The sequence below is a fragment of the Pseudomonas sp. 9.3L genome (assembly GCF_058536285.1).
This window is the reverse complement of record NZ_JBZUBK010000001.1, coordinates 4,369,935-4,393,774: the sequence shown is the minus strand read 5'-3', so window position 1 is coordinate 4,393,774 and position 23,840 is coordinate 4,369,935. Positions and strand designations below refer to the sequence as shown.

Annotated in this window: 24 protein-coding genes; 14 read left to right on the top strand and 10 right to left on the bottom strand. The window is 60.0% G+C overall.

Translation table 11 applies throughout. From position 1 onward, the window contains the following. Positions 1-2 precede the first annotated feature (2 nt). Complete coding sequence (gene lysA, locus AC4LE2_RS20390) at positions 3-1,250, bottom strand: diaminopimelate decarboxylase (RefSeq protein WP_491827874.1); 1,248 nt, start codon at positions 1,248-1,250, stop codon at positions 3-5. A gap of 8 nt (positions 1,251-1,258) precedes the next feature. After that, positions 1,259-1,396, bottom strand: coding sequence for an LPS translocon maturation chaperone LptM (lptM, locus tag AC4LE2_RS20385; RefSeq protein ID WP_491827873.1), 138 nt, complete (start codon positions 1,394-1,396; stop codon positions 1,259-1,261). Between the two features lie 176 nt (positions 1,397-1,572). On the opposite strand from lptM, the gene cyaY reads away from it, so the two are divergent. Continuing rightward, positions 1,573-1,905 (top strand): iron donor protein CyaY, encoded by a 333-nt coding sequence (gene cyaY / locus AC4LE2_RS20380; protein WP_491827872.1) that lies wholly within the window; start codon positions 1,573-1,575, stop codon positions 1,903-1,905. Then, positions 1,905-2,129: a DUF1289 domain-containing protein gene (locus AC4LE2_RS20375; protein ID WP_491827871.1), complete on the top strand. Its 225-nt coding sequence runs from the start codon at positions 1,905-1,907 to the stop codon at positions 2,127-2,129. Before cyaY ends, AC4LE2_RS20375 begins: the two co-directional genes overlap by 1 nt. Here the strand turns inward: AC4LE2_RS20375 and AC4LE2_RS20370 are convergent. The 4 genes from AC4LE2_RS20370 to argH form a co-directional block, all read right to left on the bottom strand. Beyond that, a complete protein-coding gene (locus tag AC4LE2_RS20370; protein WP_491827870.1) occupies positions 2,092-4,941 on the bottom strand; it encodes a class I adenylate cyclase in 2,850 nt (949 codons plus the stop codon). The two genes, AC4LE2_RS20375 and AC4LE2_RS20370, sit on opposite strands and share 38 nt — an antisense overlap. A 72-nt stretch (positions 4,942-5,013) precedes the next feature. Further along, positions 5,014-5,259, bottom strand: a complete 246-nt coding sequence (locus tag AC4LE2_RS20365) for a TIGR02647 family protein (protein WP_491827869.1) — start codon at positions 5,257-5,259, stop codon at positions 5,014-5,016. 54 nt (positions 5,260-5,313) lie between these two features. After that, entirely contained in the window at positions 5,314-5,583 is a 270-nt protein-coding gene (locus AC4LE2_RS20360; RefSeq protein ID WP_491827868.1) for a hypothetical protein, read from the bottom strand. 9 nt (positions 5,584-5,592) lie between these two features. Then, complete coding sequence (gene argH, locus AC4LE2_RS20355) at positions 5,593-6,984, bottom strand: argininosuccinate lyase (protein WP_491827867.1); 1,392 nt, start codon at positions 6,982-6,984, stop codon at positions 5,593-5,595. Positions 6,985-7,433: 449 nt separating this feature from the next. On the opposite strand from argH, the gene AC4LE2_RS20350 reads away from it, so the two are divergent. From AC4LE2_RS20350 to rsd, 7 genes are all read left to right on the top strand, one after another. Beyond that, positions 7,434-8,180, top strand: coding sequence for a LytR/AlgR family response regulator transcription factor (locus AC4LE2_RS20350; protein WP_491827866.1), 747 nt, complete (start codon positions 7,434-7,436; stop codon positions 8,178-8,180). Positions 8,181-8,296: 116 nt separating this feature from the next. Next, positions 8,297-9,238: a hydroxymethylbilane synthase gene (gene hemC, locus AC4LE2_RS20345; protein ID WP_491827865.1), complete on the top strand. Its 942-nt coding sequence runs from the start codon at positions 8,297-8,299 to the stop codon at positions 9,236-9,238. Then, a complete protein-coding gene (locus AC4LE2_RS20340; protein ID WP_491827864.1) occupies positions 9,235-9,984 on the top strand; it encodes a uroporphyrinogen-III synthase in 750 nt (249 codons plus the stop codon). The genes hemC and AC4LE2_RS20340 overlap by 4 nt, the downstream gene beginning before the upstream one ends. A gap of 26 nt (positions 9,985-10,010) precedes the next feature. Continuing rightward, positions 10,011-11,207 (top strand): uroporphyrinogen-III C-methyltransferase, encoded by a 1,197-nt coding sequence (locus AC4LE2_RS20335; RefSeq protein WP_491827862.1) that lies wholly within the window; start codon positions 10,011-10,013, stop codon positions 11,205-11,207. Continuing rightward, on the top strand, positions 11,204-12,439 hold the full coding sequence (locus AC4LE2_RS20330; protein WP_491827860.1) for a heme biosynthesis HemY N-terminal domain-containing protein: 1,236 nt from the start codon (positions 11,204-11,206) through the stop codon (positions 12,437-12,439). Before AC4LE2_RS20335 ends, AC4LE2_RS20330 begins: the two co-directional genes overlap by 4 nt. Before the next feature lie 174 nt (positions 12,440-12,613). Next, a complete protein-coding gene (locus AC4LE2_RS20325) occupies positions 12,614-13,102 on the top strand; it encodes a disulfide bond formation protein B (protein WP_491827858.1) in 489 nt (162 codons plus the stop codon). 196 nt (positions 13,103-13,298) lie between these two features. After that, a complete protein-coding gene (gene rsd / locus AC4LE2_RS20320; RefSeq protein WP_491827856.1) occupies positions 13,299-13,769 on the top strand; it encodes a sigma D regulator in 471 nt (156 codons plus the stop codon). Positions 13,770-13,775: 6 nt separating this feature from the next. Here the strand turns inward: rsd and AC4LE2_RS20315 are convergent, their stop codons facing one another. Continuing rightward, on the bottom strand, positions 13,776-14,435 hold the full coding sequence (locus AC4LE2_RS20315) for an FKBP-type peptidyl-prolyl cis-trans isomerase (protein WP_491827854.1): 660 nt from the start codon (positions 14,433-14,435) through the stop codon (positions 13,776-13,778). A 160-nt stretch (positions 14,436-14,595) separates the two neighbouring features. Here AC4LE2_RS20315 and AC4LE2_RS20310 point away from each other — a divergent pair, with 160 nt between their 5' ends. Next, positions 14,596-15,336 (top strand): AlgP family protein, encoded by a 741-nt coding sequence (locus tag AC4LE2_RS20310; protein WP_491827852.1) that lies wholly within the window; start codon positions 14,596-14,598, stop codon positions 15,334-15,336. Positions 15,337-15,341: 5 nt separating this feature from the next. Here the strand turns inward: AC4LE2_RS20310 and AC4LE2_RS20305 are convergent, their stop codons facing one another. Beyond that, positions 15,342-15,788 (bottom strand): TIGR02444 family protein, encoded by a 447-nt coding sequence (locus AC4LE2_RS20305; RefSeq protein WP_491828192.1) that lies wholly within the window; start codon positions 15,786-15,788, stop codon positions 15,342-15,344. A gap of 49 nt (positions 15,789-15,837) precedes the next feature. Here AC4LE2_RS20305 and AC4LE2_RS20300 point away from each other — a divergent pair, with 49 nt between their 5' ends. Both AC4LE2_RS20300 and rhtB read left to right on the top strand, forming a co-directional pair. Further along, the gene (locus tag AC4LE2_RS20300) at positions 15,838-17,748 is read left to right on the top strand and encodes an ATP-binding cassette domain-containing protein (protein WP_491827850.1); all 1,911 of its coding nucleotides are present in this window, start codon (positions 15,838-15,840) and stop codon (positions 17,746-17,748) included. Between the two features lie 44 nt (positions 17,749-17,792). Next, positions 17,793-18,425, top strand: a complete 633-nt coding sequence (gene rhtB / locus AC4LE2_RS20295) for a homoserine/homoserine lactone efflux protein (protein ID WP_491827848.1) — start codon at positions 17,793-17,795, stop codon at positions 18,423-18,425. Positions 18,426-18,443: 18 nt separating this feature from the next. On the opposite strand, the gene AC4LE2_RS20290 is transcribed toward rhtB, so the two are convergent. Further along, complete coding sequence (locus tag AC4LE2_RS20290; protein WP_491827846.1) at positions 18,444-19,052, bottom strand: DedA family protein; 609 nt, start codon at positions 19,050-19,052, stop codon at positions 18,444-18,446. 313 nt (positions 19,053-19,365) lie between these two features. Between AC4LE2_RS20290 and ppk1 the strand changes: the two genes are divergently transcribed. Beyond that, on the top strand, positions 19,366-21,570 hold the full coding sequence (gene ppk1, locus AC4LE2_RS20285; protein WP_491827844.1) for a polyphosphate kinase 1: 2,205 nt from the start codon (positions 19,366-19,368) through the stop codon (positions 21,568-21,570). On the opposite strand, the gene ppx is transcribed toward ppk1, so the two are convergent. Further along, the gene (gene ppx, locus AC4LE2_RS20280) at positions 21,551-23,053 is read right to left on the bottom strand and encodes an exopolyphosphatase (RefSeq protein WP_491827843.1); all 1,503 of its coding nucleotides are present in this window, start codon (positions 23,051-23,053) and stop codon (positions 21,551-21,553) included. The genes ppk1 and ppx overlap by 20 nt on opposite strands. 255 nt (positions 23,054-23,308) lie before the next feature. Between ppx and trxA the strand changes: the two genes are divergently transcribed. Continuing rightward, on the top strand, positions 23,309-23,638 hold the full coding sequence (gene trxA, locus AC4LE2_RS20275) for a thioredoxin TrxA (protein WP_491827841.1): 330 nt from the start codon (positions 23,309-23,311) through the stop codon (positions 23,636-23,638). Positions 23,639-23,840: the final 202 nt, after the last annotated feature.

Here is a 23,840-nt window from a genome sequence, read left to right as displayed (position 1 = left end):
ATTTACTCCGGCAGCAGGCTTTCGCCCGCATAGAGCTCAGCGATGGTCTCGCGGCGGCGGACCTCGTGAGCGTCATTGCCATCGACCAGTACCTCGGCGCAGCGCCCGCGCGTATTGTAGTTGGAGCTCATCACGAAGCCGTAGGCCCCCGCGGAATGCACCGCCAGCAGGTCGCCCTCGGCCAGCGCCAGTTCGCGGTCCTTGGCCAGAAAGTCGCCTGTCTCGCAGATTGGCCCGACGATGTCATAAGGCCGGGCAGCCTCGCTGCGCGGGCGCACGGCGGTAACGTCCATCCAGGCCTGATACAAGGCCGGGCGAATGAGGTCGTTCATGGCTGCGTCGACGATCGCGAAGTCTTTGTACTCGGTGTGCTTGAGGTACTCGACCTGCGTGACCAGTACGCCTGCATTGGCGACGATAAACCGGCCCGGCTCGAACAGCAGCGCCAGGTCGCGACCCGCAGTGCGTTCACGCACCGCTTTGATGTAGTCACTTACCTGAGGAGGCTGTTCGTCGCGATACCGCACGCCCACGCCGCCGCCCAAGTCAATGTGCCGCAGGTGAATGCCGCAATCACCCAGGCGATCTACCAAGGCCAGCAGGCGATCCAGGGCGTCCAGGAACGGCGACAGGGTAGTGAGCTGAGAACCGATGTGGCAGTCCACGCCGATCAGGTCAAGATTTGGCAGCTGCGCGGCGCGCAGGTACACCGCTTCGGCCTGCTCGATAGCAATGCCGAATTTGTTTTCCTTGAGCCCTGTGGAGATATAAGGGTGGGTACCGGCGTCTACGTCGGGGTTGACCCGCAACGAAACAGGAGCCTGCACGCCCAGCTCGGCGGCTACCGATTGCAGGCGTTCGAGTTCATCGGTCGACTCTACGTTGAAGCAGTGCACGCCCACTTCCAGCGCACGGCGCAGGTCCGCACGGGTTTTGCCCACGCCGGAGAACACGACGCGGTCAGCCCGGCCGCCAGCGGCCAATACCCGTTCCAGCTCACCTCCGGAAACGATATCGAAGCCTGCACCCAGCCGTGCCAGGACGTTGAGCACGGCGAGGTTCGAGTTGGCCTTTACCGCGAAGCACACCAGGTGCTCCACCCCTTCCAAGGCGTCGGCGTAGGCGCGGTACTGGGCTTCGATGTGTGCCCGTGAATAGACATAGACCGGCGTACCAAAGCGTTCGGCCACGGCCGAGAGCGCTACCCCTTCAGCAAAGAGTTCGCCGTCACGGTATTGAAAAGCGTTCATGTCAGCCCTTATTCGTGTTGATGCGACTGGCTATGACCGTCGTGCTTGGCGTCGTCAGGCAGGAACAACGGGCCTTTTTGACCACAAGCGGACACAAGGCAGGCAACCGCGACCAGCGCAGCGAATGAGGCGATCAGGCGCTTCATGGGAAATCCTTTGGATAAACCGTCAGTTGCGGCCGAGTATACCGACGGGGGGGCGCCTTGCCTATGAAATGCCCGCTCCGCCGGGCGGCGACCCTGCGGCGGATAGTCTTTGCATTCGCTTTGATCTGCTCGTATCTTGCCGCAGTTGTTTGGCCTATCCACTACCGAGGTTGCTGATGAGTTTGACCGAAGCGCGTTTCCACGATCTGGTGGACAGTACCCAGGAAGCTCTGGAAGACGTGTTCGACGAAAGCGATCTGGACGTGGACGTAGAGAGCTCCGCAGGCGTACTCACCGTTCGCTTTGACAATGGCACACAGCTGATTTTCAGCCGGCAGGAGCCGCTGCGCCAGCTGTGGCTCGCGGCGCGTTCAGGCGGTTTTCATTTCGATTACGACGAAGCCAGTGGCAAGTGGATGTGCGATTCCACCGACGAGCTCCTCAACGAAATGCTGGGGCGCATCGTGCATGAACAAGCCGGCGCACAACTGGACTTCGATGAACTCTGATGGCTACCAAACCGTTGTACAGCAATGTCAGCACTGCCGTGAAATCACCCTGCATCAGCCTGTGCAAGCTGGATGAAAGCCGTTATTGCCAGGGATGTTTCCGTCACGTCGAGCACATCCGCGAATGGCGCGCTGCCAGTGACGAACGTCGCCGCGAGATCCGCAGCCTGGCAGACCAGCATCGCCTTAGCACAGCTGCCGAGGCGCCCGAAGCGCCGCGTTAAGCGCTGACTCCAGCGTTGTCTTGTAGCGTAGGTAACTGTTGCTGGACAGCACCTGATCGCCACTGAGGCTGGAGAGGTCCAAGTCAGTGAGGTAGCAGCGGTATTGCGCGGCATCGCGTCGGTGGGCCACGATTTCCTGAGCGACCTGTCCGTACAGCCGGTCACCGTAGTCCAGGTCGCTGAATTCCTTGTCATTGCAGTACAGCGTCACGCCGGGAGGGCCGTTCTGGGCTTTTCTAAGAATGGCCTGCACTTCATAGAGCCCCGTTTCTTCAACCGGTTGAGGCAGTGGGCAGCGCTCCACGGCCTTGGCCTGCCCCCCGGTACTGGTGATGCGATAAAACAACGTCCCCAGTGTGCGGGGGCTGGCCATGGCTAGCCGCGCTTCACGCCGATAAGCCACTGCCTGCAGGAAACGGTGCAGCGGCAACAGCAAGCTGGCTTCGTCTCGAAAGGGGAGCTGCTGATGCCACAGGCCGTTGTACTCATCCAGTACATAGACCGTGGCTTCTTCCCCCTGGCGGCTGTAAAACACCTGTACGCACTCAGGGTGACCATGAGGCAGTACCAAGGCCAGTTCATGCTCGCCCAGTGCATAAGCATCCAGGTGAAGCGGGCTGTAGGCCCTCAGGGGGCGTGACAGGTAGTCAAGCAGCACGGGCAGCCCTGGTAGAGAAACATGTCGCACATTGCCAGGCACCAGCTCCAGCACGTGGTAATGCTGCTCTACTTGAATCAGGTAGCGGTGGCCTAACTGGCGGTCCAAGAGCTCGGCGGCGGTGTCGAACAGCGCTTGCACCCTGGCGCTGATGGCAGGGGCCCGGTTGTGGCAAAAACAACTGACCCGCAGCGTGGCGGCCGGCCGTAAAGCCGCGCGCGTATTCAAGTGATCGCGCAGGCATTCCAGCAGGGCGTGGCGGCTGTCATAGCGGTTATAGAGCGTCTCGTTCCAGCTGTTGAGGGTCACTTGGTCCAGCGTAAGTACGAGGTTGTCCCGAACACCTGAATAGCTGAGTGAGTCCGTGCGCTCGGTGGTCATCAGGATATTCAGTTCGCGATGGTGCTTAAGCGGGTCGACCCCTACGTTCACCAGTAGCGCGACTTCACGGGGTGCGCTGGGTTGTAGCCACTGGGCTTCGCTGACGTCAGGCATAGGCAGCGCCACCGTTCGCTGCAACACGGCCAGCAGGTTGAACAGCTCGTAGTCGGTAAGGTCGGACTCGCCTGGGTGCAGCGCGATACGTGTACTGGTGTCGATGACACCGTTGCAGTGGCACCACACCAGTAGCTCGATAAGGTCCTGGCTGCGTTTGAGTGGCATGTATTGCTCACAGTCGGTGGCGCTATGGTTGCCGCGGTACAGGTACCACAGCCGCTTGCCAGCCTCGCGCCGGTTGGGCCCTTGCAACAAGGTCAAGGTGTCCTCGGCCAGAGACGGGGCAATGCCGGGATTGACAAGCTCCACCTTGCTGGCGCGCCGTTCGAAGGCGGCATACAGGCGCCGCCCCAGCACGGCAAGGTCTTTGCGGCTGGTAGGGCTGTCGGCGTGCTGATCGTGTGCAAAACGGGTAAGGAACCGATAACTGCCGTTGAGTTCGCTCACCAGGGCTTGGCGTTCAGCGGTGACCTGGCCTACCTTCCACCGGCTCCGGTTGTCCAGCAGCCGCACGTGCTGTTCAGCCCAGCCCCACTCGATCACCAGGCGCTGCATGGCCTGCGTTTGCCAATCAGCCTGGCGCCCCGTGCGGGCCAGACTGACCTTGCGATTGACCTTAAGGTACAGTGCCCGCCTTACCAATTCGAGCCGGCCGTGTTCGCCGCGGCCCTTGAGGTACGCCTCGATCTGGCGGTACACCATCATGTAGGGGTCCAGGCTGTCCAGGTCCAGTCGGCCTTGGTAGATGGCGTGTTTAAGCTGCAAACCGAGGCATTCTACAGTCGGGTGTTGGCTGGCATACACCTCGGCCACCAGCAGCTTGAGCAAGGACTTGTAAGGGGCTTGCAGGCCTTTGAACAGCTGCCACAAGCCTGCGCCTACGTATTCGTTGGCAGGGATGCGCGACAGGTTGCCCAAGTCCAGTACATCCTGTTCTCGAATGAACCGCTTGCTGAGAAGCGCCTGGGTGAAGGCTGTGTAATTGACCTCTTCGTAGACGGGTACCAGCCACCATAAAGGTGTGCGCCCCGCTAACCAGATCGCTGTGCGGTAAAACTCGTCCAGCAACAAATAATGCTGAGTCGTTCCACTGTCATCGGAGCTGAGCGTATCGTCGCGGTCTTCCCGTACAAAGCGTTCGCAGTCCACCAAAAAACAATGCACCTCCGCCCCCAGGGTGGCGGCCCAGGCTTCAATGGCCTGGCCTTTGCGTTGAAGCTCATCGAGTGCTTCCGGCGCCAGGCCTGAGGCATGGCACACCCACACGTCCATGTCGCTGCCTTCGTCCTGGGCCAGGCTGCCCAGGCTACCCATCAAGAACAGGCCCAGTATGGGCGCCGGTGCGTTGCCTCGGCGTGGTTTGTAGGCGAACGACCGTGTCAGGCGCTGTGCTTCGGCCAGCACCTCCTCGCCGGGGGCGTAATGGCTCACCCCCGCTGGGGTAACGCCAGACACATAGCCTGGGAGCAGCGGATGATTGACGTGAAACAGCAGCGGCAGTAACCGCAGCACGAATTGCTGCCTGCTGGCGAAGCCGTCCAGGGCGCGTTGCAGGCGCCCATGGTTGACCGTCAGGAACCGTTGGCGCAGTTGAGCCAGGACCTTACGGTCAATGCCTGCGCTAAGGTCGGGGCGGATTTCAAGGGTGCGGGTCATCTCGAGATCAGGCGCCAGGCCGATAACAGGGTATAGGTGTTATCGGCCAGAGGCGTTCGAGGTTGAGTGCAGTCAGGCGGTTTCTGTGGTGTGCAGTATGGTCAGCAATGACTGCGCATGCTGCGCCGCTTCAAGCCCCAGGCTTGTGAGGTAGCCGCCATCGGGCTGGGTGATGAGTTCTTTCTCATGCAGCCGAGCAGCGGCTGCGATCGCGCCAGGGGTTGCGGTTTGATGGACCTTTAACCCTTCCAGGGTTGTGTCCAGGTTGAACAAAGACAGCAGTTCGATTTCGGCAATCAGTTCTGGGCTGTAGGTCATGCGGCGGCCTCGCTGTTGTTATTGTTAAACGAAGCCCCTCCGGCAGGTACGGGCTCAGGCTTCGTCAGGAAGCTCGGGCAGGTCGCGTAGGGCGGCCTCGTACCATTCCCCGTCGAAGGGGCGATCGGCCTTGAGCATGTTGTCGATCTCGATCGCCAACACGTGGGCCATGAGCTTGAGAATATCCTCTTCTTCGTATCCCACCAGCTTGAGTTTGTTAAAAGTTGCCTGGGCGGCCTGAGGCTCTCCGCTTTCCAGCTGATTGCGGATCGCCTCGGTGAGGGTCACTTCAGCGAAGTCTTCATCGTTCAGTTCATCGTTCATCAGTAGTCCTTAGCGTTGAGCCAACAAGGCCGTGCCGCGAATGACGGCCGCACGTACCTGCGCAGGTGCCGTGCCGCCAATGTGATCCCGGGCATTGACCGAGCCTTCCAGGGTAAGCACGTCAAACACATCGGCGTCGATGTGATCGCTGAACTGGCGCAATTCATCGAGGCTCATTTCGGCGAGGTCCTTTCCCGTCTCGACGCCATGTTTCACAGCGTGGCCGACGATCTCGTGGCAATCGCGGAAGGGCAGGCCGCGACGCACCAAGTAGTCTGCCAGGTCTGTTGCGGTCGAAAAGCCGCGCAAGGCGGCCTCGCGCATGATGGCGTGGCGCGGCTTGATGGCAGGGATCATGTCTGCAAATGCACGCAGTGAGTCGCGCAAGGTATCGGCCGCGTCGAACAATGGCTCTTTGTCTTCCTGGTTATCCTTGTTGTAGGCCAGAGGCTGGCCTTTCATCAGGGTCAGCAGGCCCATCAGCGCGCCGAAGACCCGCCCGCTTTTGCCACGAACCAGCTCAGGCACGTCCGGGTTTTTCTTCTGAGGCATGATGGAGCTACCGGTGCAGAAGCGATCCGGCAGGTCGATGAACTGGAACTGGGCACTGGTCCACAGCACCAGCTCTTCGGAGAAGCGCGACAGGTGCATCATGGCCAGGCTCGCCGCCGCACAGAACTCGATGGCGAAGTCCCTGTCGGACACGCCATCCAGTGAATTCCCACTGACCGCTTCAAACCCCAATAGCGCACACACAGCGTCGCGGTCGATGGGGTAGGTGGTCCCGGCGAGGGCTGCGCTGCCCAAGGGTAGCCGGTTGGTGCGCTTGCGGCAGTCCACCAGGCGCTCATAGTCGCGGCTGAGCATCTCGAACCACGCCATGAGGTGATGGCCGAACGTAACCGGCTGGGCGGTTTGCAAATGGGTGAACCCTGGCATGATAGTGCCAGCTTCGCGTTCGGCAACCTCTAGCAAACCTTGTTGCAGGCGGGTAATCTCGCTCAAGATCGTGTCGATTTCATCGCGCAACCACAGACGGATATCGGTCGCGACCTGATCGTTTCGGCTGCGGCCTGTGTGCAGCTTTTTGCCGGTTACGCCAAGGCGGTCGGTCAGCCGGGCCTCAATGTTCATGTGAACGTCTTCGAGGTCCACGCGCCATTCGAACTGGCCGGCTTCGATCTCGGCCTGTATGGCACCAAGCCCTTCGACGATAGCGTCACGCTCTGCCTCGGTGAGCACGCCCACTTGGGCAAGCATGGTGGCATGGGCAACGGAGCCCATGATGTCGTGACGGTACAGGCGCTGGTCGAACGTCACGGAAGCGGTGAAGCGGGCGACGAAGGCGTCGACGGGTTCGCTGAAGCGGCCGCCCCAGGACTGGTTGGTCTTGTCGGTCATGACTGGCTCGTTGAAGGTTCAAACGGGAAGTACCGCATCATAGCAGGCTCGCCGGGTATTAGGCGTTCAGGGGCGCCGCAGCGGGGTTGGGCATCATAGAACCAAACCGATTGAGTAATGTGTCGCTGGCGAACGTCTACAGTTCAAGTGGACGCTGCAACCTTGGGCGATGTGAGCTGCGAAGGCTTCAAACCAAGACACCTCAGCAACCCCACTGCGGGGCAGCGGCAGGCGACCATAGGGAGAGTCAAGTTGCGCCTTAATCACTGTGAGGCACCCCTAATAAAGAGGGTGTCAGCGATCACCGCGAAGAAGCGAAAAACCTCATCGTTCCGTTTACGGGCACTTTTCACTACTGTCGCCAGTCTCAGCGTGGTATGCCGCCACGGCCGTCAGTTCACCTGTCTACGCTATCTATCCGCGAGACTTACGCAGGAATCCGGCACTCTATGAATGTCCTGATCGTTGATGACGAACCTATGGCCCGCGAGAAACTGAGCCGAATGGTCAGCGACCTCGAGGGGTACAGTGTCTTGGAGCCCGGCGCCGGTAGTGGCGACGAGGCCTTGACGCTTATTGAAAGCCTTAAGCCCGATGTTGTGTTGTTGGACGTGCGCATGCCAGGCCTGGATGGCTTGCAAGTGGCCGCCAAACTGTGCGAACGGGATGCGCCACCTGCCATTGTGTTTTGCACCGGCCAGGACGAGTTCGCTGTCGATGCTTTCCAGAGCAACGCCGTACACTTCCTGATGAAACCGGTGAGTTCGGAGAAACTCTCCGATGCGCTCAAGCAGGCCGAACGGCCCAACCGCATCACGCTTCAGGCCCTTACTCGGCCGGCTGCCACCAATGGCACGGGCCCTCGTACCCATATCAGTGCCCGCACGCGCAAAGGCATCGAGCTTATCCCGCTTGACCAAGTGATCTATTTTATTGCCGATCACAAATACGTCACGCTGCGCCATGACCATGGTGAAGTACTGCTCGATGAGCCACTTAAGGCGCTAGAGGATGAGTTCGGTGAACGCTTTGTGCGCATTCACCGCAACGCGCTGGTTGCACGCGAGCGCATCGAGCGGCTGCAACGCACCCCGCTGGGTCACTTCCAGTTATATTTAAAGGGCCTGAACGGTGATGCACTTATCGTGAGCCGCCGGCATGTTGCCGGTGTGCGTAAGATGATGCAGCAACTCTAAGCCCCGGCTTGAAAGGGCACTTACAGGCGTTTCTATCTGCTCGATAGACGCGCCTGGCCGTTACCGGTGCAGTGAGCTGGTATCATTAGCCGTATTTAGGCTTACGGTAATTCTTCATGCATGTCCGCTCTATTCGCATTGCTACCCGCAAAAGTGCGCTTGCCTTATGGCAGGCCAACTACGTTAAGGCACGCCTTGAACAAGCGCACCCGCTGCTGCAAGTGACCCTGGTGCCCATGGTGAGCCGTGGCGACAAGTTGCTCGATTCGCCCTTGGCGAAGATTGGTGGCAAAGGCCTGTTCGTGAAAGAGCTGGAAACCGCACTGCTGGAAAACGAAGCGGATATCGCGGTTCACTCCATGAAAGATGTCCCCATGGATTTCCCTGAAGGCTTAGGGTTGTACTGCATCTGTGAGCGCGAAGACCCACGGGACGCGTTCGTCTCTAACGTGTACGACGGCCTTGCTAGCCTGCCTAAAGGGAGCGTGGTAGGGACATCCAGCCTGCGTCGCCAGGCGCAATTGCTGGCGCGTCGGCCGGACCTCCAGATCCGCTTCCTGCGAGGCAACGTCAATACACGGCTTGCCAAGCTCGATGCTGGCGAATACGACGCGATTATTTTGGCCGCTGCAGGCCTCATTCGCCTAGGGTTCGAGGACCGTATCCGTGACAACCTTGATGTCGCTGACAGCCTGCCCGCAGGAGGGCAGGGCGCGGTAGGAATCGAGTGTCGCACCGGTGATACTGAGTTGCAGGCGTTGTTGGCACCGCTTCACCACGGCCCTACGGCTGCGCGGGTTGGCGCCGAGCGCGCCATGAACCGCTGTCTTAATGGCGGTTGCCAGGTGCCCATTGCGGCCTATGCTGTCCTCGAAGACGATCAGCTATGGTTACGCGGGCTGGTAGGGCGCCCCGATGGCACCATGCTGCTAATGGCGCAGGCCCGGGGCAGCCAGAGCGATAGCGAAGCCATTGGCTGTCGCGTGGCTGATGAGCTACTTGAGCAAGGCGCGCAGACCATACTCGATGATATTTACGCCCCGGATAGCGGCCATTGAGTCGCTGGCGGCTGCTGCTGACTCGCCCCGAGGCTGAATCGGCCACGTTGGCTGAAGCCCTCCATGACCATGGCCACTACGCCAGTGTGGTGCCAATGCTGCGCATCGAGCCCCTAGCCAACATAGCGCCGCGCGCGACGGATTGGTTATACCGTTTCACGCTGATCATTGTTGTCAGTAAGCCAGCGGCCCAGCTGTGCCTGAGCCTGTTCAACCCTGTGCCAACACCAGGTGGCCCGCGCTGGTTCGCCGTGGGCGCCGCGACAGCGGGCATTCTTCACACTGCCGGGCTACCTGTGGCCTTTCCCGAACAAGGTGACGACAGCGAAGCGTTGTGGCAGTTGCCTTCGTTAATGGCCGCGTTGGCGACGCCTGGTTGCAGAGCGTTGATCGTGCGTGGTGAGGGGGGTCGCGAGTGGCTGGCCGAGCGCCTGGTAGAGCAGGGCGCTCAGGTGGACTACCTTGAACTGTACCGTCGCATCGTTCCTGATTATCCTTCCAACCTGATTGCCCATCAGCTGCAAGCGGAACGCTTGAACGCGGTGGTGGTCAGCAGTGGTCAGGGGTTGGAGCATTTGCACCGCCTCGCAGGCGATGCCTGGCCGGCGATTACTACAATGCCGCTATTCGTACCGAGCGCCCGGGTTGAAAGCCTCGCCCAGGCATTAGGCTGTCGAGAACCGGTCAACTGCCGTGGCGCGGGTAACGCGGCCCTGATTGCAGCGTTGGCCGCCCGCAGCCCGTGAAACGCGCCCTTACAAAGGAAGGATACGTGAGCGAAACAGTCCCGCCCCAAGATCCCAAGGAACCGATCCGTCCGCCCGTGGAGCCGCCTGTCAAGGCGCCTGCCTCTGGGCCTGCGAGCAAACCTGCTGTCGATCCGGTAACCAAGCCTACTCCAACCCCGGGTTCCAGCACGTCTGCGCCGGTGCGCACCGCGCCTGGGGGTGCGCGTGGCCTGGCGATAGTGGCGTTACTGATAGGGGCGGCAGGCGTAGGCGTCGGCGGATGGGCAGCCTGGCAACTGCGCCACCTCAATGCTGGCCAGCGCCAGCAAACCACTCAGGTTGAAACCCTGACAACGGCTAACCGTACCGTGGCCGAACAGGCGCGTAGCCTGGATGCGAGGCTGGCGCAGCTGCCCGGTGCTGATGAACTGGAAGAGCGCCGCCGCCTGGTGGCACAGCTTCAAAGCGACCAGCAACGGCTAGGGCAGCGCCTGGAGACAGTGCTGGGTGCCAGCCGGCAGGATTGGCGTCTTACAGAGGCTGAGCACTTGGTGCGGCTGGCAAGCCTGCGGTTGTCGGCACTTCAGGACGTCAATAGTGCGCGTGCCCTGGTGCAAGGGGCGGATGACATTTTGCGCGAGCAGGACGACCCCAATGCCTTCGCCGCCCGTGAGCAATTGGCGCGTAGCCTGACTGCCTTGCAGGCCACCCAGCAGCCGGACCGCACCGGCCTGTTCCTGCAACTGGCGGCTTTGCGCGATCAAGCCGTCCAACTGTCTGCACTTGCGCCGCAATTCGAGGCCGATCGCCAGGCAGCCAGCGCTGCCAACGATGACAGTACGTTGCACTGGCGCCAATGGTGGGCACGCATTTCAGGCTTCTTCCGGGTCGATTTCAACCCTGATGCCAACGTACGGCCGTTGTTGGCGGGGCAAAGCCTTAACCAGGTACGCCTGGCGCTTGGCTTAGCGTTGGAACAGGCTCAATGGGCTGCCCTTAATGGCGAAGGAGCTGTATTCAAGCTGTCCCTTGGGCAGGCACAGGAAATCCTCAGCGCCAACTTTAGCCAAGACAACGCCCAGGCGAGCACACTGCTTACACACTTGAAGGCTTTCAGCGACAGCCAAGTCACCGTGGCCACGCCTGACCTTGCGGATAGCCTGACTGCCTTGCAGGCGTATATGACGCGGCGCCATCAAGCGACCACCGCAGCGCCTGCTACACAGGAGCGGCAGCCATGAAGCGCCTGTATCTGGTCCTGTTCCTGACTATCGCCCTGGCGTTGGTCATCGGCCTGGGCGTGTCGCTCCATCCGGGGTACGTGTTGGTGGATTACCCCCATGTGTTCCGCTACGAGTCTGGCCTTTGGACCACCCTGGCGGCATTGCTGGCAGTGGCGCTGGTGATCATGTTCCTGGTGGGGCTGGTACGGCTGCTGACGACCTCCGGTGGGGTGGTGAACCCCTGGTCACGTCGCAATCGGCGACGCCGGGTCCAGTCAGCCATTGCCCAGGGCCAGATCGACTTGGCTGAGGGTCGCTGGGCCAGCGCGCAGAAGCACCTGAAGCGAGCGGCTGAAAGCGAGCGCTACCCCTTGTTTTACTACTTGGGTGCTGCGCGGGCGGCGAACGAGCAGGGCTTGCATGAAGAAAGCGATAATCTGCTCGAACAGGCGCTGCAGTGCCAACCCAAGGCCGAGCTGGCCATTGCCCTGAACCACGCCCAATTACAAGCTGAGCGCGGTGACAACGACGGCGCATTGGCCACGCTGCAAGTCATGCATGAGCGCCACCCCACCAATGTTCAGGTGCTTAGGCAGTTGGCCAACCTGTGCGTGCAGCGTGGCGAGTGGTCAGCCGTAGTGCGCTTGTTACCTGAGCTGCGCAAACAGAAGATCATGGGTACTACAGAGCTCTCTGCACTCGAACAGCGTGCGCTAGGCGAGCGCCTACTCCCTGCAACCACCGGCCAAGAGCCCGGCGACGAGGCCGCAGTAGACGCCGCCTGGCAGCAGCTCAGCAGCAGTCAGCGTCAAGAGCCTGCATTGGTGCTCAGCTATGCTGAGCGGCTGCGCCGGCTAGGCGAAACGGCCAAAGCTGAGGGCGTGCTAAGGGCCACGTTGAAGCGCACCTATGACAGTCACTTGGTACGGCTGTACGGCGTGGTACCGGGTGAAGAGCCCAGCAAGGCCCTGGCCTTTGCCGAGGGGTTGCTCAAAGATCATCCGCAAGACCCTAGCCTGCTGCTGACCCTTGGCCGCCTGTGCTTGCATAACCGCCTGTGGGGTAAGGCGCGGGATTACCTGGAAAGCAGCCTTCGCCTGCAACGCAACCCGGAAGCCTGCGCAGAGTTGGCTCGGCTGTTGGCTCAACTGGGTGATACGCAGCGGAGTAATCAGCTGTTCCAAGAAGGCCTGGGGTTGCTGGACGAGCGTTTTCTGGCCAGCCCACTTCCGGGCCCTATTGCGGTCTAGCGTGTGAAGGGGCGCGTAACCTGCCAGGTGCGCTGCCTCCGCCCGTTCAGCAAGTGACTCAACCACCGCTCTGTGAAACCTGCGTTTTCAGAGTTGTTCCTATGCCGGCCGTCTTGAAACCCCTTCCCGGTTTCACTACCGTTGCTGCCTGTTCATTGTGTATCTGGAACGCCAATGCCTTCGGCCCGACCGCGTTACCTGTTCGTGTTGGCTAGCCTGCTGGCCCTGCTGGCTTTGAGCGCGTCGGTTTACCTGGAAAAGGTAGTGCTGCTTCGGCCCTGCTCACTGTGTCTGGTTCAACGCGGCTGTATTGCGCTTGTTGCGTTGGTATGCGCCATGGCCAGCGTGTTTAGGTCAAAAACGCCTAGCCTCCGCGCGTATGCGTCCCTTGCTTTGCTCTTTTCGACCTTGGGCGCAGCCTCTGCTATTCGACAGTTGTGGCTACAGGTCAGCGCGCCCCTCTCTCCCTACCTGTGCTACCCGAACCTTTTTCTCAGTGGCCAGTCTCAGCCTCTGCTCGAAACACTGAGGCTGTATGTACTGGGATCACCGGACTGTGCCGTCATCAATTGGACGATGCTGGACATGAGCCTGCCCGAATGGAGTTTGCTGGCATTTGCAGGGCTCATCGCCATCAGTGTATTCCAGCTTTTCAAGCGGTGAGGCGCGCCGCCAAGGTGAGCGCTTTCAGGCTACCTCAAGGTGTGGGCTTGCGATCATCAGGCCTTGGGCATAATCTCACTGAACGCGCCGGATTGTGGCCCTTTGCTACGTTCGATGGACGTACAGTGCAGGTTCGCTGGCCATTGGCTGGTTTGCGTTCCGTCACTCAACGTGAACCTCAAGGGAAGAACAGATCATGCTGGAAAGTTGTCAGAATGCGCAGGAACGTTGGGGTGGGGTCCACCTGATCATTGATCGTTGGTTGCAAGAGCGCAAGCAGCTGATCAAGGCGTTCGAGGCAATCGATCAAGCCTCCGAAGAGGGCCGCCTGCGTCGTCAGGGCCTGAAGGATTTTTGCGCGACCCTCCTGGATTATGTGTCTGCAGGCCATTTTGGTGTGTATGAACAGCTTAGCGATGAAGCCAAGGCGTTCGGTAATGAGCGAGGCCTTGAGCTTGCCAAGCAGATTTACCCGCGTCTCGATGTGCTGACCGAGGGCTGCCTCAAGTTTAACGACCACTGCGACAGTGGCGATTGCACGGATTTCGCGGACATGTCCGCGCGACTCAGAGAACTAAGCGGCGTGTTGCACGAGCGCTTTGAGCTGGAAGACTGCCTCATCGAGGTGTTGCACACCGCGCACCGCGCAGAAGCAGCGCAGGCCTGAGTACCCTTAGCTAGAAAGGTTGCGCAGTTCGATTTCAAACACTAGCGGCGTATAGGGTGGGATCAACTCACCCGCGCCTTCTGCGCCATACGCCTGATCCGACGGCACTACGATGCGCCATCGTGCCCCTGTAGGCATCTGCGGCAGAGCAATCTTCCAACCGTCGATCACGCTGTCGAGCCTGAACCACTGTGGTTGATCGTTCTGGTCGAATACGGTGCCATCCGGTAACTGCCCCTTATAGATCACTTCCACGCGCGAGCTGGCATCAGGTTTTGCACCTTGACCAGGCGAAAGCTCTGTATACAAGACCCCATTTTCCAATACGTGTGCGCCTGGCTTGGCACGCTCAGCCGCCATGAAATGGTGTTCGGCGCTCAGGGCCGCCTCGGCGGTGGAATCGTGGACAGGCTCATTGATTTGAGCCTCGTGCGTAGCCAGGATCTGCCGGATGCGCTCTTCATCCAGCGCTAGTGGCTGGTTGCGGTAAGACTGCTTAAGGCCTTCCACCAGCGCATCAACGTCCAGATCCGGCTGGTCGTCACGCAAGCGTTCGCCAATGCTGGCGCCCAGGCTGTAGCCCAGGTCATGGGCCGAGGGTACGGCTTGCTGCGCCATGCTCAAGGGGGAGGCCAGGCAGAGCGTTAGCAATAGGCGACGCGGCATAGAGTAGCTCCTTGAGGAAACACCGATTATCCCTACCCGAGGGTTCGCTTTCAAACGGCATGGCCCTTGGCTTGGGCAAGCGTAGCTAGTTTTCTTTCAAAGCCTAGCGAGCCGGCTCCGCCAGGCATACCATAGAGGCCCATTGGTGAGGAGGTATGACATGTCGGCCAAGAAAAAGCCTGTAAGCACACCGCTGCACTTGCTCCAGCAACTGACCGGCAGCCTGCTGGAGCACTTCGAGCAGGCCTGTACCGAAGCGCTTGCAGAGGCCGAGAAGGTCCTCGCCAAACTGGAAAAGCACCGCGTCAAGGTACAGGAAAAGCTGCACAAGCAGCGCGAGCGTATCGAAATTGCGGCCGCGGCTGGCAAACGCAAGGCTCAAGCCAAGGCCCGTACCACTGTCGAAGCCCTTGAGCAGTCACTCGTTGAGCTAGAAGGGCGCCAGGGCGAAACCCGGCAGTACATTGGCGAACTCAAGAGCGACATCCAGACAGGCTTGGCGCTTATTCAGGGCGTGAACAAGGTGCGAGAAGCTACGGGCAAGGCGCTGGAGAAGCGAGTGGTTTCTACGAACGCCAAGCCTGCAGCGACTCAAAAGCCGGTGCAGGTCGCAACGGTCAAAGCGCGCGCTTCACGGAGTGCGACGGTGGCCGAAGGTACAACCTCGGCAGGTACGGTCTCCAGCGCCTTTGCACCGATGGAGCCTGTGTCAATGGCACCTAAAACCAGGGGTCGCAAACCTACCCCCGGTGACGTTGCGCCGCTGGCAGAAGGTGTTACCCAGGCCTCGACTGCAGGCGTGAGCCGCCGGGCACCTCGCAAGCCGCGTGCCGGAGCCAACTCGGCACTCGCCAACCTGACCATGGCCGAAACCCCGGTCACGGACATTGCTACCGACTGAGCTACTCACGGCAGCGTAATCGCTGCGCGTAATGCGGCCTGAGCAGCCGAATCGGGTACAGCCCAGTTCAGCCACTCAGGCGATGCGCATTGGCCTGTTGGCCAGGCCTGTGCCTCGGCCTGGAGGCGTAATAGCAAGGTGCGCTCGGCGTCCAGTTCGAGTTGTTTTACGTGCACCCTGAGGGTGTTGAGCGCATCGTCTTCATGAGCTGCGGCTCGCCAATACTGGCGAAGCGCGCGAAGTGGGTCGACCACGGTGCTCGCCCAGGGCCCTGCGATAGCGTGCAAGGCATCAGCGCGAAGCTGTGACCACGGCACATGCCGCGTCTCGAGCCATAGCGCGCAGAGCGCCAGGCATACATTACTGCCCGTTGCCTGAACGCCAAGGCAGGCAGGTTCAACGCCCGGAAGGGCATACAGGTGGCATGCATAGCGCCATAGATCGTTGTGCATCACGCCCTCACGCCTTGAAGCAGGGAAGCTGGTAAACTCCGCCGCCATTATGATCCGAATCCAGAACCTTACTCTACAGCGTGGCCCGCAACGTCTTTTAGAAGACGCCGAGCTTACCCTGCACGCCGGCCAAAAAGCCGGTTTGATCGGCGCCAATGGCGCTGGTAAATCCACGTTGTTCGCGTTGCTGCGCGGCGAACTTGCGCCCGATGGCGGCACCTGCGACCTGCCGCCTGACTGGCGTATCGCCCACATGCGGCAGGAAATCGACACGCTTGAGCGTATCGCAGTGGATTATGTCCTCGATGGGGACCAGCGCCTGAGGGAGATCCAGCAGGGCCTTGCGGCGGCTGAAGCAGCGCAGGATGGGAGTGCGCTAGCCCGGCTTCATTCCGACCTCGACGCCGCCGACGGCTATACCGCCGACGCCAGGGCGCGCAAGTTGCTGGCAGGGCTAGGGTTCAGCAATGCCCAGATGGATCAGCCTGTGGGGGATTTTTCCGGCGGATGGCGCATGCGCCTCAACCTGGCCCAGGCCCTGATGTGCCCTTCGGACCTGTTGCTGCTCGATGAGCCCACCAACCACTTGGACCTGGATGCGATCCTGTGGCTGGAAGACTGGCTCAAAGGGTATGCCGGCACCTTGCTGCTGATTTCCCACGACCGGGACTTCCTGGACGCGGTGGTAGACCACATCGCGCATGTAGATCAGCGCACGTTGATGCTTTACCGAGGCGGCTACACCGCATTCGAGCGTGCCCGCGCCGAGCGCCTGGCGCAACAACAGCAAGCCTACGACAAGCAGCAGGCCCGTCGCGCCCACATGGAAAAATACATCGCCCGCTTCAAGGCGCAAGCGACCAAGGCACGCCAGGCCCAAAGCAGGATCAAGGCCCTTGAGCGCATGGAGGACATCTCCGCCGCTCACGTAGATTCGCCGTTCGAGTTCATTTTCCGAGAGGCGCACAAGCTTTCCAGCCCGTTGCTCGACCTCTCGGACGCCCGTCTGGGCTACGGCACCAAGGCAATCCTGGAGAAGGTCAAGCTACAGCTCACGCCGGGTGCACGTATTGGTTTGCTCGGCCCTAACGGCGCGGGTAAGTCGACGCTGATCAAAAACCTTGCGGGCGAGTTGGAGCCCTTGGGGGGTACATTGCGTCGGGGAGAGAACCTGGAGGTGGGCTATTTTGCCCAGCATCAGCTCGACTCCCTGGACGGCAAGGCCAGCCCCTTGTTACACATGCAGCGCCTTGCCCCTGGCGAGCGCGAGCAAACGCTCAAGGATTTCCTCGGGGGTTTCGATTTTCGCGGAGCACGTATCGACGAGCCTGTACTGAATTTCTCAGGGGGCGAAAAGGCGCGCCTGGCCCTTGCGCTCATCGCGTGGGGCAGGCCAAACCTATTGTTGCTCGATGAGCCCACCAACCACTTGGACCTTGAAATGCGCCTGGCACTTACCATGGCGCTGCAAGAGTTCAGCGGTGCGGTACTGGTGGTTTCGCACGACAGGCACCTGCTCAAGAGCACGACCGACGATTTCCTCTTGGTAGCAGACGGCAAGGTCGAGGCCTTCGACGGCGACTTGGAAGACTATGCCCGTTGGCTAGTGGAATACCGTCAGCGCAACGCGCCCATGGGTGCTCCGTCAGCAGGTGGCGAGCGTACCGATAAAAAAGCGCAGCGGCAGGCCGCTGCGGCATTGCGTCAGCAACTGGCCCCGCACAAGCGAGAGGCCGAGCGCCTGGAAACGGCCTTGGGCAAGGTTCACAACAAACTGGCCGAAATCGAAGCAGGCCTTGCAGACACGACCTTGTACGAAGCGGGGCGTAAGGATGCCTTGCGTGACCTCCTGGCCCGCCAGGCTGCTCTCAAGGCTGAGGAGGCCGCATTGGAGGACGCCTGGATGGCAGCGCTTGAGTTGCTGGAAACGCTACAGGCAGAGCTGGAAGCGCTGGCCTAATACAAGGCAGGCCCTGACAACCTGACAAGGAAGGACGTGAGAACATGGCATTGCATACATGGTTGGCCTTTCTGGCTGCAAGTTGGGTAATCAGCCTGTCGCCAGGGGCCGGGGCCATTGCGTCTATGTCATCCGGGCTGCGCTATGGGTTCGTCAGGGGCTATTGGAACGCCCTAGGTTTGCAGCTAGGGCTGGCGCTGCAGATCGCCGTCGTGGCGGCTGGCGTAGGCGCACTTCTGGCGGCTTCAGCTACTGCCTTTACGCTGATCAAATGGTTTGGCGTGCTCTATCTACTTTATTTGGCCATTCGCCAGTGGTGTGCAGCGCCCATGCCCGTGCAACAGGCAACTGAGCCTGATGCAGGTGGAAGCCGCTCGGGCCTGGTGCTGCGGGGGCTACTGGTCAATGCCAGTAATCCAAAGGCATTGGTGTTCATGCTGGCAGTGTTGCCCCAGTTCATCGACCCCAAGGCACCACTTGTGGCGCAGTATCTGGTGATCGGCGTGACCATGGTCACCGTGGACATGATAGTGATGGCAGGCTATACGGGGCTTGCGTCGAGGGTCCTGCGCCTGTTGCGCAGCCCGCGTCAGCAGCAACGCATGAACCGTACCTTTGCCGGGTTGTTCGTAGGGGCGGCGGTCTTTCTGGCCAGCCTGCGTAAAGCGTCGTTATAAGCCGCAGAGCGGGGCGGGCTACTGTGCAGGCGGCTGCGGCTCTTGCAGCTTGGCGGCGGCTTCGGTTTTGCGGGCAATCCGGGCCGCCTTGATGCGGCGAGCAACCCACAGCAGTACACCCAGAAGCAGCAGGCCGCCCAGCACCCACAGTTCGTACTTTTTCACGTTGCCCAGCAAGCCTTCGAGCACCGAGCCAAAATGGTAAGCCGCCTGGCCAAGCGCGATGGCCCATACCATTGCCCCAATGCCATTGAGCAGCAGGTAGCGCCTGGGTGAGTAGCCTGACAAGCCGATCGCTACCGGCATGACCGTGCGCAGGCCATAGACGAACCGGAAAGACAGTACCCACAAATCCGGGTGCTTTCGGATGTGCTCCAACGCCTTATCGCCCATCGTTTGCCACCGAGGCTTGCGGGCAAGCAGGCGACGGCCGTGACGACGGCCGAGGAAATACCACAACTGGTCGCCAGCGTAGCTGCCACAGAAAGCCACCAACGTCACCACGTTGATATCCATATAGCCACGGAACGCAAGGAACCCGGCAAGGACCAATATGGTTTCGCCTTCGAAGAAGGTCCCTAGGAACAGGGCCAGGTAACCGAAATCGTTGAGAAATTGATGAAGCATTTTGAGGATGCTGGCGAAATGAACGCGCAGCCTAACCCTTAAGCGCCATTCATGAAAGTGTCGATATGTGTCTCGACGTTAACATTGATGCGTGCGGCGCCCGGTGTTTGGCTCCGATTTTGTCGTAACTCAGCTGTCACATAAGCACCTTATAACAGCCAAGCCGTCTTCGACGGCATTTTCAGCCTGCTGGCTCGAGCGCACTGTGTACAGGCGTGACCTCACACCCCGAGCCAACGTCACTGAGGCTTAACGACCTTGCCGTACGCGCCGTCAATCGTGCCCAGGGCCTTAGGCCCTTCAGGATATTCACATGAATAATGAAGCGCTCCCCGATAGTGTCGTAGAAGAGACACAAACCGTACTCGAACCTCTCCAAGAGGTGGTTGTCGAGACGCCACACGAGGCGCCGCCTTCCCCCGCCATGGCCCCTCCGGGCCTGGATGACGCGGTGCTCTACAGCCACCGCGAGCTGTCTCAATTGCAGTTCAACATCCGCGTGCTGGAACAGGCGCTGGATGAAAGCTATCCCCTGCTCGAACGGCTCAAGTTCTTATTGATCTTCTCCAGTAACCTGGACGAGTTCTTCGAAATCCGTGTAGCCGGGCTCAAAAAGCAGATTACCTTCGCTCGCGAGCAGGCCGGCGCGGATGGTTTGCAGCCACACCAGGCGCTGGCACGCATCAGCGAGCTGGTACACGTACAGGTTGACCGCCAGTACGCGATTCTCAACGATATCCTGTTGCCGGAGCTTGAGAAGCACCAGGTGCGCTTCATCCGGCGGCGGTATTGGACACCTAAGCTCAAGGCGTGGGTGCGGCGTTACTTCCGTGACGAGATCGCCCCTATCGTAACGCCCATCGGGCTGGACCCGACTCACCCGTTCCCGTTGCTGGTAAATAAAAGCCTCAACTTCATCGTTGAGCTTGAAGGCGTGGACGCGTTTGGGCGCGACTCCGGCCTGGCGATCATTCCAGCCCCACGCTTGTTGCCGCGAGTGATCAAGGTGCCAGAAGAGGTAGGCGGTGCGGGCGATAACTTCGTGTTTCTGTCGTCGATGATCCATGCCCATGCCGATGACTTGTTCCAGGGGATGAAGGTCAAGGGCTGCTATCAGTTCAGGCTTACCCGTAACGCGGATCTGTCGCTGGACTCAGAAGACGTAGAGGACCTTGCCCGTGCGTTGCGTGGGGAGTTGTTCTCGCGGCGCTACGGCGACGCAGTCAGGCTGGAAGTGGCTGATACCTGCCCTAAACATTTGTCTGACTACCTGCTCAAGCAATTCAACCTGGCCGAGTCGGAGCTTTATCAGGTCAATGGCCCGGTAAACCTTACCCGTCTGTTCAGCATTACAGGGCTGGACAGCCACCCTGAATTGCAGCACATGCCCTTTACACCGGCCATTCCCAAGCTGCTGCAAAACAGCGAGAACGTGTTTAGCGTAATCAGCAAGCAGGATATTTTGCTGCTGCACCCGTTCGAGTCCTTCACACCTGTGATCGATCTTCTGCGCCAGGCTGCCAAGGATCCTCACGTATTGGCGATCCGGCAAACCCTGTACCGTAGTGGTACCAACTCGGAAATCGTCGATGCCTTGGTGGAGGCGGCGCGCAACGGCAAAGAGGTCACTGTGGTGATCGAGCTGCGTGCCCGTTTCGACGAAGAATCGAACCTGCAGATGGCAAGCCGGCTCCAGGCGGCAGGGGCTGTGGTGATCTACGGGGTCGTAGGGTTCAAGACCCACGCCAAGATGATGCTCATCCTGCGTCGCGAGGGCGGCGATATCGTGCGCTATGCCCACCTGGGCACGGGTAACTACCATGCGAGCAACGCGCGGCTGTATACCGACTACAGCCTGCTTACTGCAGACGCCGCGTTGTGTGAAGACGTGGGTAAGCTGTTTACGCAGTTGATCGGCATGGGCAAGACCTTGCGCATGAAAAAGCTGCTGCACGCGCCCTTTACCTTGAAGAAGGGCATGCTGGACATGATTGCCCGGGAAACCCAGGCTGCCGTAGAGGGCAAGCCCGCGCATATCCTGGCCAAATGCAACGGCCTGACCGACCCTAAGATCATCCGTGCCTTGTACAAGGCCAGCCAGGCTGGCGTGCGCATCGACCTGATCGTGCGTGGCATGTGCTGCCTGCGACCAGGCGTACCGGGCGTTTCGCATAACATCCATGTGCGCTCGGTAATCGGTCGGTTCTTGGAACACACGCGTATTTACTACTTCTACAATGGCGGCGACGAGCAGTTGTTCCTGTCCAGTGCCGACTGGATGGAGCGAAACCTGGACCGTCGGGTAGAAACCTGCTTCCCGGTAGAAGGTAAAAAGCTCATTACGCGGGTGAAAAAAGAGGTAGAGGCTTACCTGACCGACAACACCCATGCCTGGATACTGCAGTCAGACGGCACCTACACCCGCCTGATGCCAACGGGTAATCAAAACCCCCGTCATGCACAGGCGGCGTTGCTCGACAAGCTCAGCAACCAGGCGCTTACCGTACGGTTAGGGTGAACCCGACCCGGGTCAGCCACTCCGCTTCAAGCGCGAAGTCGGCCTGGGTGAGCGGGTTGTTTTCGAGCCAGCCATCAGGGAAGGCGACGTCAAGGGCATTGCCCTTGGCGTAAAGCTGGACCTGAGGCATTTCCTGAGTACCACGGATGTGGTGGAAAAGGATGGCAAAGCGCAGCAGCACGCACAGACGAATGAGTTTGTCGCCATCCTCCCCGAATTCTGCAAAACGCTCTTTGGGGATATTGCGTCGGTGACCGCGCACCAGCAGCGCGAGCATGTGCTGGTCTTCTCGCGAAAAGCCCGCCAAGTCTGAGTGCTCGATCAGGTAGGCGCCGTGCTTGTGATAGTGATAGTGGGCAATATCTAACCCCACCTCATGCACCTTGGCCGCCCAGCCCAACAGGTCACGCCAGACACCGTCATCCAGGCCCCACGCGACAGCGACTTGATCGAACGCCGCCAGGGCCTTTTCCTCCACGCGCGCCGCTTGGTCGAGGTCTACGTGGTAACGCTCCATCAAAGAGCTCAAGGTGCGCTCGCGCACGTCTTCATGCCCATGACGCCCCATAAGGTCATACAGCACGCCTTCGCGCAGCGCGCCTTCGCAGTGGTCCATCCGCTGCAACTCAAGGGCATCGAAGATGGCTTCAAGAATAGCCAGCCCGGCCGGGAAGATCGCACGGCGGTCTGGCTTGAGGCCGTCGAAGTCGATTCTGTCGACGTCTCCCAGCTTGAACAGCTTGCGCTTGAGCCAGGCCAGGCCGTCTGCATTGACTTCACCTGCCCCTTGGCCGTTGGCTTTTAGCGCCGCGCCGATAGCCCGGATAGTGCCTGAAGAGCCTATGGCTTCATCCCAGCCCAGCCGGTGTACGGCGTTTTCGATACTCATGATCTCGAGGCGCGCTGCCGTATAGGCCTGCGCATAACGGGCAGGAGTGATCTTGCCGTCACGGAAATACCGCTGGGTAAAGCTCACGCAGCCCATTTGCAGGCTTTCCCGCATGAGGGGCTCGAAGCGGTGGCCTACGATGAACTCTGTACTGCCGCCGCCAATGTCGGCGACCAGTCGCTTGCCTGGGGTATCTGCCAGGGTATGGGACACACCCAAGTAAATAAGACGGGCTTCTTCGCGGCCTGAAATCACCTCGACGGGATGGCCAAGCAGGGCTTCGGCGCGGCGTATGAATTCAGCTCGGTTGCGGGCTTCACGCAAGGCGTTGGTGCCCACGATCCGCACTGCACCCAAGGGCAGGCCATTGATAAGCTGCGCGAAGCGTTTCAGGCATTCGAGCCCGCGCTGCATGGATTCTTCATTCAGTTGGCGCTGCTCATCGATACCGGCCGCCAGCTGGACTTTCTCGCCCAGCCGCTCCAGGATCCGAATCTCACCCTGGTTAGTCTTGGCCACGACCATATGAAAGCTGTTGGACCCTAGATCTATCGCGGCGATAAGGGATAGGTTCGCGGGCTTGAGTGGTGGCATGTTCAAGATTCTCGGTAAATAACCTCAACATCCTGCCATGATCCGTGCGCTTCGCCAACGGCGCCGGCATGTGCAGGGCCTTGGTCAGGTGCCAGAACCCATCCCATACTTTCAGGCGGCATTAACCGAAGAAGGGGTGGTCATATAGAAAATGCTGGGCCCTCATAGGGAGAGCCAATAGGCGTACGCTTTCGGTTGCAAACCGGGATGGGTATGATAGGCATAATTTTTCAAGGTCTTGACCGGGAGATGTTCATGAGCAGCGACAAAATCAAACATGTAACTGACGCGAGCTTCGACGCGGATGTACTCAAGGCCCAGGGCCCTGTGCTGGTAGATTACTGGGCAGAATGGTGCGGCCCTTGCAAAATGATCGCGCCTGTACTTGACGAGATTGCCGGCACGTATGAAGGCAAGTTGACCGTTGCCAAGCTCAACATCGACGAAAACCAGGAAACGCCAGCCAAACACGGCGTGCGTGGTATTCCTACGCTGATGCTGTTCAAGAATGGCAACGTAGAAGCTACAAAAGTAGGTGCATTGTCGAAGTCTCAGCTGGCCGCGTTCCTGGACGCCAACATCTGAGCATGGCCAACGCTGAGCTTGAGAGTACAAAGCCCCGCATTTAGCGGGGTTTTTTCATTTTAGCGACTAGACGCCCCTGGATTCAGGTGTTAAATTCGGCCCTGCACTGGTTTCTCCGGTGCCCCCTGCAAGTCGTCGCCGACGCATTCCAACTCGAATTTGTGCGCGATCCTATCGCCTCTTCCCGGCGCGGCCTCTCTAA

Excerpts from the sequence above, each read along its gene's own strand:
- lysA (WP_491827874.1), bottom strand. The coding sequence starts at position 1,250 with ATGAACGCTTTTCAATACCGTGACGGCGAACTCTTTGCTGAAGGGGTA.
- lptM (WP_491827873.1), bottom strand. The coding sequence starts at position 1,396 with ATGAAGCGCCTGATCGCCTCATTCGCTGCGCTGGTCGCGGTTGCCTGC.
- cyaY (WP_491827872.1), top strand. The coding sequence starts at position 1,573 with ATGAGTTTGACCGAAGCGCGTTTCCACGATCTGGTGGACAGTACCCAG.
- AC4LE2_RS20375 (WP_491827871.1), top strand. The coding sequence starts at position 1,905 with ATGGCTACCAAACCGTTGTACAGCAATGTCAGCACTGCCGTGAAATCA.
- AC4LE2_RS20370 (WP_491827870.1), bottom strand. The coding sequence starts at position 4,941 with ATGACCCGCACCCTTGAAATCCGCCCCGACCTTAGCGCAGGCATTGAC.
- AC4LE2_RS20365 (WP_491827869.1), bottom strand. The coding sequence starts at position 5,259 with ATGACCTACAGCCCAGAACTGATTGCCGAAATCGAACTGCTGTCTTTG.
- AC4LE2_RS20360 (WP_491827868.1), bottom strand. The coding sequence starts at position 5,583 with ATGAACGATGAACTGAACGATGAAGACTTCGCTGAAGTGACCCTCACC.
- argH (WP_491827867.1), bottom strand. The coding sequence starts at position 6,984 with ATGACCGACAAGACCAACCAGTCCTGGGGCGGCCGCTTCAGCGAACCC.
- AC4LE2_RS20350 (WP_491827866.1), top strand. The coding sequence starts at position 7,434 with ATGAATGTCCTGATCGTTGATGACGAACCTATGGCCCGCGAGAAACTG.
- hemC (WP_491827865.1), top strand. The coding sequence starts at position 8,297 with ATGCATGTCCGCTCTATTCGCATTGCTACCCGCAAAAGTGCGCTTGCC.
- AC4LE2_RS20330 (WP_491827860.1), top strand. The coding sequence starts at position 11,204 with ATGAAGCGCCTGTATCTGGTCCTGTTCCTGACTATCGCCCTGGCGTTG.
- AC4LE2_RS20325 (WP_491827858.1), top strand. The coding sequence starts at position 12,614 with ATGCCTTCGGCCCGACCGCGTTACCTGTTCGTGTTGGCTAGCCTGCTG.
- rsd (WP_491827856.1), top strand. The coding sequence starts at position 13,299 with ATGCTGGAAAGTTGTCAGAATGCGCAGGAACGTTGGGGTGGGGTCCAC.
- AC4LE2_RS20315 (WP_491827854.1), bottom strand. The coding sequence starts at position 14,435 with ATGCCGCGTCGCCTATTGCTAACGCTCTGCCTGGCCTCCCCCTTGAGC.
- AC4LE2_RS20310 (WP_491827852.1), top strand. The coding sequence starts at position 14,596 with ATGTCGGCCAAGAAAAAGCCTGTAAGCACACCGCTGCACTTGCTCCAG.
- AC4LE2_RS20305 (WP_491828192.1), bottom strand. The coding sequence starts at position 15,788 with ATGCACAACGATCTATGGCGCTATGCATGCCACCTGTATGCCCTTCCG.
- AC4LE2_RS20300 (WP_491827850.1), top strand. The coding sequence starts at position 15,838 with ATGATCCGAATCCAGAACCTTACTCTACAGCGTGGCCCGCAACGTCTT.
- rhtB (WP_491827848.1), top strand. The coding sequence starts at position 17,793 with ATGGCATTGCATACATGGTTGGCCTTTCTGGCTGCAAGTTGGGTAATC.
- AC4LE2_RS20290 (WP_491827846.1), bottom strand. The coding sequence starts at position 19,052 with ATGCTTCATCAATTTCTCAACGATTTCGGTTACCTGGCCCTGTTCCTA.
- ppk1 (WP_491827844.1), top strand. The coding sequence starts at position 19,366 with ATGAATAATGAAGCGCTCCCCGATAGTGTCGTAGAAGAGACACAAACC.
- ppx (WP_491827843.1), bottom strand. The coding sequence starts at position 23,053 with ATGCCACCACTCAAGCCCGCGAACCTATCCCTTATCGCCGCGATAGAT.
- trxA (WP_491827841.1), top strand. The coding sequence starts at position 23,309 with ATGAGCAGCGACAAAATCAAACATGTAACTGACGCGAGCTTCGACGCG.